This window comes from Ancylobacter sp. (genome assembly GCF_965229075.1).
In the GTDB taxonomy this organism is placed as follows: domain Bacteria; phylum Pseudomonadota; class Alphaproteobacteria; order Rhizobiales; family Xanthobacteraceae; genus Ancylobacter.
The window spans coordinates 494033-510149 of sequence record NZ_CBDDIO010000002.1 but is presented as its reverse complement, the minus strand read 5'-3'; the positions used below and the strand labels follow the sequence as shown (position 1 = coordinate 510149).

The 16117-nt window shown below is 66.1% G+C and carries 13 protein-coding genes and 1 tRNA gene; 5 read left to right on the top strand and 9 right to left on the bottom strand.

Annotated elements, in window-relative coordinates; all coding sequences use genetic code 11:
* Nucleotides 1-3: 3 nt before the first annotated feature.
* From ACO07Z_RS08470 to ACO07Z_RS08460, 3 genes are read right to left on the bottom strand one after another with little or no spacing between them, the layout of a single operon-like run.
* A complete protein-coding gene (locus ACO07Z_RS08470; RefSeq protein WP_421698311.1) occupies nt 4-450 on the bottom strand; it encodes a PaaI family thioesterase in 447 nt (148 codons plus the stop codon).
* A complete protein-coding gene (locus ACO07Z_RS08465; RefSeq protein ID WP_421698310.1) occupies nt 447-2009 on the bottom strand; it encodes a class I adenylate-forming enzyme family protein in 1563 nt (520 codons plus the stop codon). Before ACO07Z_RS08465 ends, ACO07Z_RS08470 begins: the two co-directional genes overlap by 4 nt.
* Nucleotides 2006-2989, bottom strand: a complete 984-nt coding sequence (locus ACO07Z_RS08460; protein WP_421698309.1) for a zinc-binding dehydrogenase — start codon at nt 2987-2989, stop codon at nt 2006-2008. Before ACO07Z_RS08460 ends, ACO07Z_RS08465 begins: the two co-directional genes overlap by 4 nt.
* A gap of 536 nt (nt 2990-3525) precedes the next feature.
* Between ACO07Z_RS08460 and ACO07Z_RS08455 the strand changes: the two genes are divergently transcribed.
* From ACO07Z_RS08455 to ACO07Z_RS08435, 5 genes are all read left to right on the top strand, one after another.
* Nucleotides 3526-4392 carry an FAD binding domain-containing protein gene (locus ACO07Z_RS08455; RefSeq protein ID WP_421698308.1) on the top strand — a complete coding sequence of 289 codons (867 nt, stop codon included), beginning with the start codon at nt 3526-3528 and terminating at the stop codon, nt 4390-4392.
* A 25-nt stretch (nt 4393-4417) separates the two neighbouring features.
* Nucleotides 4418-4894 (top strand): (2Fe-2S)-binding protein, encoded by a 477-nt coding sequence (locus ACO07Z_RS08450; protein ID WP_421698307.1) that lies wholly within the window; start codon nt 4418-4420, stop codon nt 4892-4894.
* A complete protein-coding gene (locus ACO07Z_RS08445; RefSeq protein ID WP_421698306.1) occupies nt 4891-7260 on the top strand; it encodes a xanthine dehydrogenase family protein molybdopterin-binding subunit in 2370 nt (789 codons plus the stop codon). The genes ACO07Z_RS08450 and ACO07Z_RS08445 overlap by 4 nt, the downstream gene beginning before the upstream one ends.
* Nucleotides 7261-7347: 87 nt before the next feature.
* Nucleotides 7348-8334, top strand: coding sequence for an ABC transporter substrate-binding protein (locus ACO07Z_RS08440; RefSeq protein ID WP_421698305.1), 987 nt, complete (start codon nt 7348-7350; stop codon nt 8332-8334).
* Nucleotides 8335-8398: 64 nt separating this feature from the next.
* Complete coding sequence (locus tag ACO07Z_RS08435; protein ID WP_421698304.1) at nt 8399-8977, top strand: SRPBCC family protein; 579 nt, start codon at nt 8399-8401, stop codon at nt 8975-8977.
* A 17-nt stretch (nt 8978-8994) separates the two neighbouring features.
* Here ACO07Z_RS08435 and ACO07Z_RS08430 read toward each other — a convergent pair whose 3' ends face one another.
* The 6 genes from ACO07Z_RS08430 to ACO07Z_RS08405 all read right to left on the bottom strand — a co-directional run bounded on the left by ACO07Z_RS08430 (nt 8995) and on the right by ACO07Z_RS08405 (nt 16004).
* Nucleotides 8995-9927, bottom strand: coding sequence for a LysR family transcriptional regulator (locus tag ACO07Z_RS08430; RefSeq protein WP_421698303.1), 933 nt, complete (start codon nt 9925-9927; stop codon nt 8995-8997).
* Nucleotides 9928-10204: 277 nt separating this feature from the next.
* Nucleotides 10205-10762 carry a tripartite tricarboxylate transporter TctB family protein gene (locus ACO07Z_RS08425; protein ID WP_421698302.1) on the bottom strand — a complete coding sequence of 186 codons (558 nt, stop codon included), beginning with the start codon at nt 10760-10762 and terminating at the stop codon, nt 10205-10207.
* On the bottom strand, nt 10759-12267 hold the full coding sequence (locus tag ACO07Z_RS08420; protein WP_421698301.1) for a tripartite tricarboxylate transporter permease: 1509 nt from the start codon (nt 12265-12267) through the stop codon (nt 10759-10761). Before ACO07Z_RS08420 ends, ACO07Z_RS08425 begins: the two co-directional genes overlap by 4 nt.
* 202 nt (nt 12268-12469) lie before the next feature.
* Nucleotides 12470-13468: a Bug family tripartite tricarboxylate transporter substrate binding protein gene (locus ACO07Z_RS08415; protein ID WP_421698300.1), complete on the bottom strand. Its 999-nt coding sequence runs from the start codon at nt 13466-13468 to the stop codon at nt 12470-12472.
* Nucleotides 13469-14579: 1111 nt separating this feature from the next.
* Nucleotides 14580-14656: transfer RNA gene (locus ACO07Z_RS08410), tRNA-Arg, on the bottom strand.
* A gap of 115 nt (nt 14657-14771) precedes the next feature.
* Nucleotides 14772-16004 (bottom strand): glycine hydroxymethyltransferase, encoded by a 1233-nt coding sequence (locus tag ACO07Z_RS08405; RefSeq protein ID WP_421698299.1) that lies wholly within the window; start codon nt 16002-16004, stop codon nt 14772-14774.
* Nucleotides 16005-16117: the final 113 nt, after the last annotated feature.

The window sequence follows — 16117 nt, the reverse complement described above, 5'->3', positions numbered from 1 at the left end:
CTCCTATGTGCCGGAAGGGGCCTTGCCCTCCTGCGGTGCCGTCAGGAAAGTGCCGCGGCCGCTGGCGAGGAGCCGCCCGGCCTCGTCGTAGATTTCCGCCTCGCAGGTCGAGACCTGCTTGCCGAGCTTGATCACCCGGCCCTTGGCGGTGAGGTCGCCCTTGGTGGCCAGCCGATGGTAATCCACCCGCAGATCCACCGTCAGAACCGGCCGGCCCATGCTGTTCATCAGGGCGAGATTGGCGGCGAAGTCGATCAGCGCCGCGTGAATGCCGCCCTGCGTCTGGCCGATGGTGGGGTTGGCGACCCATTCCGGTCGCCAGGCCGCCTTCAACTCGATCGTGTCGTCGCCCAGCTCAAGGATGGTGAGGTTGAGCCAGGACAGGAAGGGGCTGCGATCGACGATGGTCTGGACGTCGGCGGCCGTCTTGCCGAGCTTTTCCGTGCTCATATGCGCGCTCCTTCGTTCGCTTCCGTGCCGGTGACGGCTTTCGGCGGGGTCCGCGCAACCTCGCGCAGGCGGCAGGCCTCCGCTTCCAGCGAGCGTCGGTCGATCTTGCCGACGCCCGTCATCGGAAGCGCGTCGAGGAACACCACCACGCGCGGATACTGGTAAGGCGGCGCGTTCTTCAGCGCGTGCTGCTTCACCTCTTCGGCGGAGAGGCTCGACCCGCTCCGCTTGACCAGGAAGGCATAGGGCACTGTGTGCTTGATCTCGTCCGGCGCCGGCACCACCACCGCCTGTTCGATGTCGGGATGGCGCTCCAGCATCAGCTCCACCTCCGCCGGATAAACGTTGTGGCCGCTGGTGGTGAACATGTCGTCCGAGCGGCCGACGAAATAGTACCAGCCGGCCTCGTCGCGACGCAGTATGTCGCCGGTGTTGAACCAGCCATCGGCATCGAACTTCTTGGCCATCTGCTCGGTGTTGTTGTGATAGCCGTTCATCATGCCGGGCCCGCGCACATGCAGCGTGCCGAAGTCCGGCGTGCCGCCGACGAGGCGGAACTCGTTGCCCGCGATCGGCCAGCCGATCGAATGGCGCGGGCGCGGCGCGCCCTGCGGATGGCGCCCGAACAGCGCCGCGCTGGTCTCGGTGATGCCGAAGATCAGGTTGATCTTGGCCTGGGGGAACTGCTCCGCGACCTGGTCGATCAATTCATCGGAGGCGGGGGCGCCGCCCATGGTGGCGAGGCGCACGAAGGAATAATCGCGGCCGGCCAGCAGATCCCTCTGCTGCAGCATCATCGCCAGAATGGTGGGCACGCCCGACACCACCGTCGTGCGGTAGCGGTTGATCGCCTCGATGTAGTGGCGCGCCTCGAACTTGCGCATGAGCACGACGGTCGATCCGCCATACAGCACGCACTTGATCGAGTTCATCGCGTGCTTGTGGTAGAGCGGCGCGGCCACGATCATCCGGTCCGCCGGCGAGAAATCACGGTCGCGGGAGATGGTTTCGGCGACCCAGCTATGGGCGCGGTGCGAGAGCAGCACGCCCTTCGGGCGGCCGGTGGAGCCCGATGTGTAGGGTTGAAAGGCCACGGAGTCGTGGTCGGGCAGGAAGGGCGTGAACGGGCCCGGGTCCTTGAAGGCGGCAAGACCGTCCGCGCCCTCGGCGTCCACGCGGACGAGGGACGTGCCGGCCGGCAGCCGGGCCGCGAGGCCGGTCTCGCAGAACACCAGCTTGATGGCGCAATCGTCGATGATCCAGGCCAGCGTTTCCTCGGGCAGCAAAACGCCCATCATCACCGGGATGACGCCGGCCCGCATGGCGCCGAAGAAGACCTCGAGAAATTCCGCCCGGTTCGAGCAGAACATGCCGATCCGGTCGCCCGGGCGGAAGCCTCGCGCGACGAGCCCGCGCGCCACCGCATCGCAGGCGGCGTGATAGGTCGGGTAGTCGATCTCGCGCGGGTGCTGCGGGTCATGCAGGTCGATGATCGCCAGATGACCGCTGTCGCGGAAGTCGCTGCCCAGGCAGCCGAGATTGCGGATGGCGCGGGTCATGGGTTCACGATCACCTTGCCGAAGATGCGCCGGCTTTCGAGAAGGGCGATGCCCTCGGCCGCCCGTTCGAGCGGCAGCCGGGTCTCCATGACCGGCTTGAGCTGGCCTGACGCGACGAAGCCCAGGCACGCCGCGATATCGTCCGGCACATAGGCGCGGCTGCCGATGATCTCCGTCTCGCGGTGCCACAGGAAGCGGACGTCGATCTCGCTGATATGACCGGCCGTCGAGCCGCAGGTGAGGATGCGTCCACCCTGCGCCATGCAGCGCTGGGTCTGGATCCAGGTATCGCCGCCGGTGAAGTTGATGGCGACGTCGACGCCCTTCTTGCCGCTGGCTGCCCAGACGGCGCGCGAGAATTCCGGCGTCTCGACATAGTTGATGATGTGGTCGGCGCCGAGCTCCCGCAGCTTGCGGCCCTTTTCTTCGGACGAGGTGCAGGCGAAGACTTCGCATCCGGCCATCTTGGCAAACTGGAGGCAGGATACCCCGACGCCGCCGCTGGCGCCGAGGATCAGCACCTTCTCTCCCGCCTTGATCTTGCCGCGGGTGAACAACATGCGGTGCGAGGTGCCATAGGCGATCGGCAGCGCGGCGGCTTCGTCGAAGCTCACTCCATCGGGAATCTCGATGAGCTGGCGGTGGTCGGCCGCGATGTACTCGCACAAGCCGCCATTGCCGTTCTCGCCAAGGACGCCACCCGTGGGGAAGCGGGGGAACAGCACCACGCGCTTGCCGACCCATGCGGAGGAGACGTCCGCGCCGACCTCACGCACGATGCCGGCAATGTCGCCGCCCGGAATCCGGGGCATCTTGGTCGGCATGTCCGGCATGCCATGCATGACGAACACGTCCATATAGTTGAGCCCGCACGCCTTGATTTCCACGAGCGCCTGGTCGGGGGCGGGGGAGGGGCGCTCCCACTGTTCGAAGGCGAGCTGTTCGGTGCCGCCATGCGCATGCAGGGCAACAACATTCATGGTTGTGCTCGTGGCCATTCGGGCGAGATTCCGTTCGCTGATCGGGGTCTATTCAACCGATAAGTGCTTGCCGCTGATGCCGCAAATTATTAAATATTCTTGATTGTTCGTATTTTCAGATAGATGATCGGCCGGAAAAGCCGCGCTGGGGCGACGGCACGAATGCCGCCCTTGCCCTCGGCAGCGGGTCCAGATTTGGCTGTCGGGCCGGCAGCCGGCTCTGCCTTTCGCGCGGTGGAGCGCGCCGTCGAAGGATCCAGTCGCCCCACCATGCGACCATGGCTCGCAGACCAATTTATTTGTAGAGCCGAATAATTTAGCGGAATTAGTAATTTGTCGTGATCAAATCTGTTTCCGATAATTCGTCTCACCGAATGAACCTCGGCCGACTACACTGCTTTGGGTGATGGATGTCACAGTGCGGCGGTGAGCCGATCGGCGATACGTCCGGGAGGCGCGCGACCACCCGCCGGATGAACCTCTTTCGAGACAGGGCTGCCCGTGGCCCGGTATGGAACAGCAGCCGCAGCACGCCGATGAAGCCGCCCCCCTTCGCCTATTTCAGACCGTCAACGCTCGGCGAGGCCATCGCCCTGCTCAGCGGGACCGAGAACGCCAAGGTGCTTGCAGGCGGGCAGTCGCTGATGGCGATGCTCAATCTGCGCTACGTTTTCCCCGATGCCCTCATCGACATCAACGATCTCGTCGATCTCGCTGGCATCACCATTGGTGCGGAGCGGATACGCATCGGCGCGCTCACGCGCCAGCGCCGGATTGAACTCGACGACGAACTCCACGTGGCGATGCCGATCTTTCGCGAGGCCGTGAGGCTGGTCGGGCATCGGCAGACCCGCAATCGCGGCACCATCGGCGGGAGCCTCTGCCATCTCGATCCGGCATCGGAACTGCCCACGCTCGCCCTCCTGCTCGATGCGCAGATCGAGGCAGCCGGGCCGAGCGGCACTCGGCTCATTCCCGTGCGCGAGTTTGTTGCCGGCTACATGATGCCGGGAATCGCGCCGGACGAAATCGTGACCGCCGTGGAGTTCGCGCCCTGGGCGCCGACCCACGGCCACGCCTTCCACGAATTCTCCCGCCGCCATGGCGACTTCGCTGTCGCCTCCGCGGCCGTGCTGGTCGAACGCGACGCCGCCGGCATCGTCACGCGCTGCGCCATCGCCATCGGCGGCATTGGCGCGGTACCGCAGCGGCATCCCATCGGGGAGGGGCTGATCGTGGGAAGTGCCGGCGCGGCGGAGGCGCTGGAATCCGTGATCGAGAGCTGCGCCGAACTGGACGTGCTCGGCGATTTCCACGGCGGGCCGGACTACCGGCTCAGCGTGGCGCGAACCATGCTGCGCCGGAGTCTGAACCTCGCACTGGCGCGCGCCTCCCATGGGTGACGTCCAGCAAGGCGGTAGCGTCGTGATGCACGAGATCGAACTGCTCATCAATAACAGGCCCTATCGCGGCATTGCCGAGGCGCGCACCACGCTGGCCGATTTCCTGCGCCACACGCTGGCGCTCACCGGCACCCATGTCGGCTGCGAGCACGGTGTGTGCGGCGCCTGCACGGTGCTGGTGGACGGCGTGAGCGCGCGCGCCTGCCTGATGCTGGCGGTGCAGGCCGAAGGGGCCATCGTCGAGACGGTGGAGGGCCTCGCCGCCGCCGACGGCACGCTGCATCCGCTTCAGCAGGCCTTTCGCGACACGCACGGGCTGCAATGCGGCTTCTGCACGCCGGGAATGCTGATGACACTGGTGGAGTTGCTGAAGGAGACGGATGCCCCCGGCGAAAGTGAGATCCGCGACGCCATTTCCGGCAATATCTGCCGTTGCACCGGCTATCAGAGCATCGTCGACGCCGCGCTGCGGGTTGTCGCCGCGCGGGAGACGGCGCGATGAACGAAACGCGCGTGCCGGAAGACCTCGGTGGCAGCGGGCCTTTCGTCGGCCGCTCCGTCCCACGCCTCGAAGACCTGGCGCTGCTGACCGGCGCCGGGCGCTATCTCGACGACATCCACCTTCCCGATATCCTGCACTGCGCCTTCGTGCGCAGCCCGGTCGCCCATGCCCGGATCGAGCGGATCGACGTCGACGCCGCCCGGGCGATGGAGGGCGTGCATGCGGTGCTGCTGCTCGCCGACCTGATGCCGATGCTCACCTCCGGCCGCATGCCGCTCGGGGCCAGCCCCGTGGCCGGCGAGACCCGGAGCACGCCTTTCGTGCTGTCGAACCATGAGGTCGCCTATGTCGGCGAGCCGATTGCGCTCGTGGTGGCGTGCTCGCGCTACGTGGCGGAAGACGCGGTAGCCCGGGTCGACATCGAGTTCACGCCGCTACCGGTTGCCTGCGACGCGCGCGCCGCGATGAAAGCCGACGCGCCGCTGGTGCGCAGCGAGATCGCCAGCAATGTGCTCAGCACCTTCCATGTCGGGTTCGGTGATGTCGATGCCGCCTTCGGCGGGGCGGCTCACATCTTCTCGGACGTGCTCTCGCAGCACCGCGGCTGCGGGCATTCGATGGAAGGGCGCGGCGTGCTGGCCGAGATCCGGCCGGGGGATGATCTCTGCGTATGGTCCTCCACGCAGATGCCACACGATCTCTATTACATGCTGCAGACCATGCTCGGCATGGATGCGAACGCGCTGCGCGTCATCACGCCCGATGTCGGCGGCGGCTTCGGGCCGAAATACTGCCTGTATCCGGAAGAGGTCGCGATCCCGGCGGCCTCGCGCCTGCTGAAGCGCAATCTCAAATGGGTCGAGGACCGGCGCGAGACCTTCATTTCCTCGATCCAGGAGCGCGACCAGTACTGGACGGTCGAGGTCGCGGTGGACGCGCAGGCCCGGCTGCTCGGCATTCGCGGCAATCTGGTGCACGATCAGGGCGCCTATGCCCCCAAGCCGGTGAACCTTCCCTATAACGGCGCCACCGCGATGAGCGGGCCGTACCTGCTGCCCGCCTACAGCATGGATGTGCACGTGGTGCACACCAACAAGGTGCCGGTCTCATCGGTGCGGGGCGCCGGCTATCCCCAGGCCGTCTTCGCCATGGAACGCACCATGGACCTCATCGCCGCGCGGCTGGGGCTCGACCGCGCGGAGGTGCGGCGGCGCAATCTCATCAAACCGGAGATGATGCCGTATACCAAGAAGCTGAAGACCCGTTCCGGCGCGAGCATGGTCTATGACAGCGGCGACTATCCCGCTTCGCAGGCGGAAGCGCTGGCGGCGGCGGGATGGGACGACTTTCCCGAGCGGCAGAAGCGCGCCTTGGCGGAGGGCCGCTATATCGGCATCGGCATGGCCAATGCGGTGAAGGGCACCGGCCGCGGACCGTTCGAAAGTGGGATAGTCCGGGTCGGCCAGAACGGCAAGGTGAGCGTCTTCACGGGCGCCACCGCCATGGGCCAGGGCCTCGCGACGGCGCTGGCGCAGATATGCGCGGACGAGCTGGGCCTCGCCCCCGAAGACGTCACCGTCATCGCCGGTGACACCTCGACGACGCCGCTCGGCCTCGGCGGCTTCGCCAGCCGCCAGATGGTCACCGCCGGTTCCTCGGTGCATCTCGCGGCCCGGGAGGTCGCGGCCAAGACGCTGAAGGCGGCGAGCGCGCTTCTCGACGTGCCGGCAGAACAGCTCGAACTGCGCCAGGGCCATGTTCATGTGAAGGGCGGCAATCGCAACCTCGCCCTCGGCGAGATCGCCCGCCTGCTGCGCGGCGCGCCGGGCTACGCCTTTCCCGCCGGCGTCGATCCGGGACTGGAGGCAAGCGTCCAGTGGCGCACCGACGCGCTCACCTATGCCAATGCCTGCCATGTGGTCGAGGTCGAGGTCGAGCCGGCACTCGGCCATGTCGAGATCACCCGCTATGTCGCGCTGAACGATTCCGGCCGCATGATCAACCCGATGATGGTCGAGGGCCAGATCCATGGCGGCATCGTTCACGGCATCGGCAACGCCCTATACGAGCTGATGGGCTATGACGACACGGGCCAGCCGGTGACGACTACCTTCCAGGAATATCTGCTCGTCACCGCCACCGAGCTCCCCCGGCTCGAAACGATCCATCGCGAGACGCCAGCGCCGAACAACCCCATCGGGGCCAAGGGCGTGGGCGAGACTGGCACCATCCCGGCTGCCGCCGCGATCATCTCGGCGATCGAGAATGCGCTCGCCCCGTTCGACATCCGCATCTCGCAGACACCCATTCCTCCCGAAGCTCTGTTCAGGCTGGTCGAGGCCGCCCGTCACGCGCACGCACCTTAGAGGCGTTCGCTCTACGCAGTTTCTTCACGCGCGCCGGAACCCAATTGGCTCGAAAATGCTAGCCGGATCCAAGCAAGGACCCTTCGAATGACCAGCAAACTCCAGCTGACCCTCGCCTGCGGGGACTATGAGATCATCCGGCCGCTGAAGGAGGGCGTGGTCCGTCCCGACGGCATCGAGCTGAACATTCTCACCGGCGCCGACTCGGCCACGCGGCATTGGCGCTTTCTGCGCAACAGCGAATACGACATCGCCGAGTGCTCGGCCTCGTCCTACATTGCCGCACGCGGGCGCGACATGCCGTTTCGCGCGCTGCCGGTGTTTCCCCATCGCCGCTTCCGCCATGGCTTCATCTTCACCAATACAGCGAAGGGCATCACCAAGCCGACCGACCTCATCGGCAAGAAGGTGGGCGTGAAGTTCTATCTGGTGACCGCCACGCTCTGGCTGCGCGGTATCCTGGAGCACGAATATGGCGTGCCGCACCAGTCGATCGAATGGTTCGCGGAGCTGGACGAGGATATCAACTTCACCCCGCCGCCGGGTCTGAAGCTGACCCGCCTGCCCGACGACAAGTCGGTCGAGACGATGCTGGCGGAGGGCGAGCTCGACGCCGTGCTGCACCCTGACATCATCGAGCCGATCCTCCGCAAGGACCCGCGTGTCGGGCGTCTCTTCCCCGACTACAAGGCCGAGGAGGAAGCTTACTTTGCGCGCACCGGCATCTTCCCGATCATGCATGTACTGGGGCTGAAGCAGGAGCTGGTCGAGAGGCACCCCTGGGTGGTGCCGAACCTCTACCAGGCCTTCGACGAAGCCAAGAACATCGCGATGAAGCGCATGCACAACCCGCGGCTCGTCCCGCTCGCCTGGTATCAGGAAGCGTGGGAGGAGCAGGAAAGACTGCTCGGTACCGACCCCTGGGAATATGGGCTCAGCGAGGCCAACCGAAACAACTTCGAGACGCTGGTCGCCTATTCGCATGAGCAGGGCCTCATCGACCGCCGCATTCCGCTGGAGGAGCTGTTTCTGCCGGTCTCCCAGGGGCGCAAGCGCGGCAAGTTCCGCACCTGACTCGAAGTGTGGCCGCCAGCCCATCGGGCGCGCCGTTCCCCGTCGCGATGAGAGAGGATCTACCGTGGAGATCAAGAACAGCTTTGAAATCCCGCTGCCACCCGACCGCGCATGGGACGTGCTGACGGATATTCCGCGCATCGCGCCCTGCATGCCCGGCGCGCAGCTGACCGGGCAGACGGCCGATGGCGGCTATGAGGGGCAGGTGGCGGTCAAGCTCGGGCCGGTGGCGCTGTCCTTCAGGGGCGTCGCCCATTTCGTCGCGCGCGACGCGGCAGCCTACCGGGCGCAGATGAAGGGACAGGGCAGCGACCAGAAGGGACGTGGCGGCGCCAGCGGCCTCGTCACCTTCCAGCTCAGCCCCAGCGGCACCGGCACGCGGGCCGACATCACCACCGAGGTCACCCTCTCCGGTCCGGTGGCGCAATATGGGCGGGGCAGCGGCGTCATTCAGGGCGTGGCGACGCAGATCTGCAATCAGTTTGCCGCCAATCTGCGGACACTCGTCGCGACGCCAGCGGACACGGAGTCCGGTCAGGCGCCGGCCGCACCGCAGCTGGCAGCGGCCAAGCCGATCAGCGGCTTCTCGCTCATCCTTACCGTGCTCTGGCAGAGCCTGCGCCGGCTTTGGTCGCGCGGCTGACCCTCACGCGCGGCGCCTCACAAGGCCTTGGCGCCGTGCATGTCGTCGGTGGATTTGATCGTCGCCAGCAGGATTTCGATGATCCGCTGGGTGCTCGGCGAATGCGAGCGCAGATGACGCGTGATCAGGCAGATCTCGCGCGTCACCACCGGTTCCGACAATTCGCGGAACTCGAATTCGGTGAGGGGACTGGTGCGTGCCGCCAGCGATGGAAGTACCGAGATCTTGCCGCCGAGATGCAGCAGCGCGTAGAGCGAGGTCGTGCTGGAGGCGTGATCGTGGGTTTCCGCCCGCTCGTTGAGGCCGAGTTCGCGATGGCGCGCGATGATAGCCCCGATCCCGGTATCCTCGGTAAGGCCGACATAGTCGAAGGCTTTCAGGTCTTCCCACGTCACCTTGCCCTTGCGCGTCGCAAGCGGGTGGTCGCCAGGAAAGACGACGCCGAACGGATCGGACAGAACCGGCACATAATCGAGATCGGAGAAGTTGTTGAGGCGGCTCGACAGACCGAAATCCATCTCGCCTTCAAGCACCGAACGCTCGATCTTGTCCGAACCCTGATCGTAGACGGAAATGGTGATGTCCGGATAAAGCCGCCGGAACGCCTTGAGCGTCGGGGCCAGGATATGCGTCATCATCGACGGCGCGACGGCGATCTTGATGTGGCCGCGCTGGCTCTTGGAGATAGCCTGGAGATCGGAGATCGCGTTGTCGAAGTCGCGGAGCACGCGCTCGGCGACGACCTTGAACCAGATCGCATCCTTGGTGAGTTCGACCCGCCGCGTCGTGCGGTCGAACAGCTTCAGCCCGGCCGCCTCCTCAAGCTGCTTGATGGTCGCCGTGAGTGAGGATTGCGTCTGGAACAGGCGGTTGGCCGCCAGCGTGAAGGATCCGGTCTCGGCGACGGCGACGAAACACCGCAAATGCCTGAGCTTGATGGCCGCGCCCATGTCTTGAGGTGTTCCCCTTTTTCATTCTTCTGCGGCCGATTTCCCGACACCAACCAGCATGGCGCAGCTGCGGTGAGAGTGTCAAAGGCCCTCCCTCACCAGCACCTTAGCAGGACGGGGATAACGCCCATAACCGCTGGCAGGCGCGATCCCGGACGCTTCTCGCGTTCACTCGCGCGGCAAGCAGGGGGCTCCCTGTCTAGCCGCGGGTTGCAGCGTGGCCGTCCGGCGCCGGGCGGGATACGGCGCTCTCCCGCAGACCGCTCCGGCGCAGGGGCTACTCGCCGAAGAGAACGCCCTGCGGCAGCGGCAGGTGCAGGAACATGACGAAGAGCAGATACATCACGCCGGCTGTGCCGAGCACGTAGAGCAGGCAGGTCAGCCACGACGCCTTCGCGACGCCGCGCAGGTACAGGACGGTGAACACGGGCAGGGTGATGAGCAGGCCCACCGTGTACATCGAGACGAAGAACAGCCCGATCCAGCCGAGGCACGCCGCCCAGGAGCGGCCGTCAGCGTGGGTGAAGACCTTGTGGAACTCGTCCTCGTTCCCCTGTTCCTCGTCGCCCTCGACCAGCGCCACTTCGCCATTGCTGACGACAGGACGCGTCTCCCGGCGGGCCGGCGGCGTGCGTGCTTGCCAGGCCAAGCAGCCGAGCTGCACCAGGCACATGACGGCGCCGGTGGCCGCGAGAAGCTGCGGGAAGAAGGCGGCATTTGGCGGCCACCCCAGGGTGAGGAAATAGGCGCCGGCCATCATCACCAGGAAGGCGAGGGTGATGACCCAGTCGCCATAAGGCACGACACGGGCGCGGGGTTCTTGCTGGGGTGTCACGAGCCCACCTCCTTGAGATCGACGGCGTGGCGACGCCGGGCCTGTTTGCGCATATCCCAGACGATCTTGAAGACGATGGCCACCACGGCGGCGAACAGAAGGATCACCAACGGCCGCTGTATCCAACCCCATCCATAGAGCGCGTTGGACAGGAAGAGATAGCGTTCGCACAGATCACCAAGCACCACGCCGAGCAGCAGCGGCGCCCGCGGCCAGTTCCATCTGAGGCAGGCGACGCCGACAGCGGAAGCCACCAGCATCACCCAGACGTCGACCAGGCTGTTGTTCTCCGCATAGGCGCCGAGAACCAGCAGGATCATCAGCCCCGGCACCAGGATGGGGCCCTCGGTGAAGGTGAGGCGGGCCAATGGCTTGAGCAGAGGAAGCGAGATGAGCACCACGAGGATGTTGGCGATGATCATGATCCACACCATCGCGAAGGTGACATCGAGATGGGTGGTCAGCATCTCCGGTCCGGGATTGAGCCCCGAGATGAGGAAGGCATTGAGCAGGATCGCCGTGCCGACCCCGCCCGGCAGGCCGATAGCGATCATCGGGATGAGCGAGCCGCCATCCTTGGCATTGTTGTTTCCGCCCGCGGCGAGCAGACCCTCGATGCTGCCCTTGCCGAACTCCTCCGGATGCTTGGAGGTCTGCTTGGCATGGCCGTAGGCGATGAACTGAGCAACCGAGCCGCCAACACCCGGGACAACGCCGATACCGGAGCCGATAATGCCGGCCACGGCCACCGTCTTCCAATGGCGGAACGTGTCACGCACGCCCTCCCAGACGCCGACGATCTTTCGGCTCGCGGCATTGCCGGCAATGCTCTCCTTGCTGAGCATCAGTTGCAGGATCTCGGGGCCGCCGAACAGGCCGATGACGATCGGCACGATGCCGATGCCGTCCCACAGTTCGAGCTGGCCGAAGACGTAACGCGGGATGCCGGCCTGCGGGTCGATGCCGACAAGGGCGACCAGGAGGCCGAAGCAGCCCATGATCATGCCCTTCAGCATCTGACCGCGCGACAGCGAGGCGATGAAGATGAGCCCAACCACCGTGAGCATGAAGAACTCGGGCGGGCCGAAGGCTAGCACGATGGGCCGAATGATCGGAATCGATACCGCAAGCACGGCCGCGCCGATGACGGCACCGACCAGAGAACTCATCAGCACCGCCCCGAGCGCCCGGCCGGCCTGCCCCTTGCGGGCCATGGGGTGGCCGTCGAGCACGGTGGCGGCGGAGGTGGCCTCGCCAGGTATGCCGAAAAGCACGGCGGTGATGTCGCCGGTCGTCGACGTCACCACCCTCATGCCGAGCAGGAAGGAGAACACTTCGATCGGCTGCATGCCGAAGGTGAAGGGCAGCATCAGCGCCAGAGCGACCGGCCCGCCGATACCGGGGAGGATACCGACGACGAACCCGATGAAGATGCCGATCATCATCAGCATCATGGAGTTCGGGCTGAGCACCTGGAGCAGGCCTGACAGCGCTGCATCGAGCATGAGGTCGTCCTATTCGGCTGGGTCTGTCCAGAGCGGCGGGTCGCAAGGCGCAAACGTCCGGAAGGACCTCGCGGACGGCTGAGGCTAGCGCCTTTTCCCGTCCGACGAGACCAACCCAAGCGTGCCGTGCTCGCCCTCAGTCGGAGTGCCGTGCCGGCCGGGCCTGAGCGCGCCGGCCCTTTAGGCACCTTTGGATGGGCGCCTAGTGCGCGTAGGCCTTGCTGAGAATTTCGAGATAGTCCTTGGGCGCGCCGTCCGTCACGCTGCGCACCAGATCGGTGATCTGCTGGCCAGTGAGCGGGGCGACCGGACGGTTGATCTTCTTGGACTCTTCGATGAGAGCCGGGCTTGCCATGGCGCGGTCGAAGGCGTTTCGCAGGCATGTCAGCCGATCCGCCGGCAGCTTCGGCGGCCCGGCGAGTGCCCGGCCCGCCGCGACCACCGCCGCCTGCGCCTTGATGAGCGGGATGAACTGCGCATCCACAATGTCGGAGAGCGGCTTGATTTCCGGCCTGCCGGGTACCGGCTCGGTGTCGAATGACCACAGAAGGCGGGCGGTGGCGGCCTTTTCCGCGGCTTCGCCGGCGCTGAGCGAGGAGGAGAAGAAATCGACTTCGTTGCGGCCGAGCGAGGCGTAGACTTCCGGCGAGCCGCTGAAGCCGGTGACGATATCCGTCTCGACACCCAGCATTTTCGCCAGCAGCCCGGCCTCGATATAGTCGATGTCGCCGATCCCCGAGGAGCCGATACGGATCTTGCGCTCCCCGCCGATCTTCTTCACGTCGGCGAGGGTGTTGATCGGGCTGGCGGGCGAGGTCGCGATGACGTCGGGCTCTCCGGAGATGCGGCCGATCCACGAAAAATCGCCGCTCTTGAAATTGACCCCATCGGCACCACCGAGTTCGCCGGTAATCATGCCGCTCACCGACATCAGCTGCACCTTCAGGCCGTCCGGCTTCGCCTTGGCGGTCTGGTTGGTGGCGAGAAGGCCACCGGCACCCGGCTGGTTACGAACGATCATGTTCGCGGCGCCAAGTTCGGGCCCCATATATTTGGCGACCAGACGCCCATAGGCGTCGAACCCGCCGCCGGCAGAGAACGGTACGATCAGTTCGACCGTTTTGCCCTGATAGAAATCGCAGCTCTCGGCGGCCATGGCGGCACCCGACGCGAACGCGGCGAGACTCAACGGCAGCAGCACGGGCGCCGCCAGCTTACTGAGCCTGCGCCCGGGACGGTCAGCCTTCTTCTCTCTCGACGAACATGACGTGCCCAATTTCATCTCCCGCTCATTGGTTCCTGGAAGGTCCCTTACGCTGTCCCGAACGCCGAACCGCCAAGGCGTCCGCACCCGAAAGCATCAGGCAAGCATCGATCACACGATGTGGCGGGGGATAATGCGTGCGCTATACTTGAAATCACCCGTTTGGATACAGCCAACTCGGCGTGCCGCGGTTCATTCAAGCCATAGTCAACCGTCCCCTCATTGTTCATCTGCACATCGTGCGTGTGCCTTAAGGAGCATTATTGCCCGGCTTTTCCGTGGTGCAAATTTATAATTGTTCTGGCTTATTCGTTTTTGATTATATATGGCGCAACAAAGCCTGCCCGAAGCCGGGTGACGTCGAGTTTATCGCTCGGGCCGTTAGGACAAGGCGCAGGCGCGTTTGCCTCTTTACATGGCAGTGGAGGCAGGAAAGCTGCTCATCTCGCCGGTATTTTGGGCGATAATTATAATGTATGCCAATATAGTGTCATCAACGAATCCGCTCGCCTGCGGTGGTCAGCTTCTGCTGCCCAGCGCGCCTTCAGCAGCGTGGCTGCACCTGCCGCATATTTTTGCTCGGCGTCCGTTGATCAGTGGAGGGAGATTCTCCAGCTTGGTGGAGCAGCCGGTCTCGCCAACGGCCGCTTTTTCGGCACCTGGGGCCTGCGGCCATGCGGGAGCGCGTCTCCATCCCCGTTTCCGGCCTGCAGGACCAATCATCCCATCCTTCGGCTCCACCGGTTCCGCCGGTAAGACGAGGGTTGCAGCCGGATTTCGACTTCGCGCGCGCGCCACGCGCTGCGCTGCCCCAACTCGCCGAGGCGATCGGGACCTCTCCAGTTCAAGGACAAGCCCGCTCTCGCGGCGTAGATTCTCATAAAGTGTGGGATGCGGCTGACGCAGAGCCGCCGCACTGATCGCGAATCCTCGTCGCCTGCTCTACGCCCGAGCACGCTACCGCACGTCGCAATCTGCTTCCGTGGCGGGTCAGAGGCGGGCAGCCCCAAGGAGCATGCTGGTAAGTTACTGACGTTTAGCCGCAAAATGGCGCACCCGGCACGATTCGAACGTGCGACCTCTGCCTTCGGAGGGCAGCGCTCTATCCAGCTGAGCTACGGGTGCCTGGGCGCGAAGGATGCGCCTGTGCCGCGTCTTCATAATCGAAGCGCCGGCCCCCGGCAACGGGGGCGCGGGAGGTTTCATGGGGAGAGGGGCCGCAACCTCGCGTCGGAGCCGCCTATGCCGGGCGCGCGCCTTCGAGCAGCGCCTGGATCCGCGCGGGCAGAGCCGCCGCGCCGGCGGGATTGAGCGCCACGCCCTCGGTGTCCGCCTGCAGCGCGGCGGCGAGGAGATCGGCGACCGACTCCATGTCCGCCGCACCGAGCCCCAGCGTGGCGAGAAACTGCGTGCCGACCCGCAGCGCGCTGCGTCCCGGTCGGGTGATGTCGGGGCACAGGCCGACAATGATGCCGCCTTCCGCCAGCGCCGCCACCAGCGCGCGCGGCTCGGTCGAGGGCGCGATGGGGATCAGCATCTGGTGCGTATGCCCCGCTTCCGGGGCGATTACCGGCAGGCCGCGCGCGCGGCAGGCCCGCGCGAGGGCGGCGGTGTTGGCGACGATGCGGTGCGCATAATCCGCCGCCCCGGCGCGCATGTCGGTGAGCAGGCGCAGCAGCGGCGGCAGCAGGGCGGCGTTGGAATTGGCGAGGAAGCGGGCGTCGAGCAGCCGCGCCAGCGCTTCGCCCTGTGCCGGGTCGCGGCCGAGGATCAGCCCGTGCGGCAGGCCGGGCAGCGTCTTGTAGGTCGAGGTGACAAGCACATCCACCCCCGCTTCCAGCGGGTTCGGGTAGGTGCCGCCCGCGATCAGCCCGGCGACATGCGAGGCGTCGAACACGGTGGTGGCGCTCACCGCCCGGGCCGCCGCCACCACGGGGGCGATGTCGTCCGCTCGAACCGTGACACTGCGCCCGAGCATGACGAGGCGCGGGCGCCGCTGTTCCACCAGCCGCGCGGCGCCTGTCGCATCGAGGCACAGGCCGGCGGCATCAAAAGGAAGCTCCTCGCAGGTGAGCCCGGCAAGCTCCGGCGTGCCGCCGCGCCGCTGGCTCAGATGTCCGCCCTGCGCCTTGTCCGGCGCCAGCATCACATCGCCCGGCCGGGCGAAGGCGTGGAACACGGCGAGATTACACAGGGTCGCGCTCGGCAGGCGCGGCTCGGCCCAGGCGGCGCCGAACAGCGCGCAGGCTTCCGCCCGGATGGCCACCTCGAACTGCGAGACGATCTCGGTGCCGGGTTGCTCCTTGTCGAAGCTCGGGCCCATGGACGGCATGGCGCCGAGGCCCGGGGCAAAGGCCGCCAGCACGTCGGGTGAGGGCAGGTTGGCGCCGGCATAGAGAACCAGCCGCGCGCGGGTCAGCGTCTCGGCGTGGCGGGCGGCGGCGGCGAAGAGTGGTGCGTGATCCCCGGTCATGGCACCGAGATAGCCGTTTCCCGGCCGCCGGCCAATGCTGCGGCGCGGGCATCCCGGCTGTGGCGAGCGGGCGGCGGGTTGTTATATAGCTCAGCCATGACAGACACACCCGC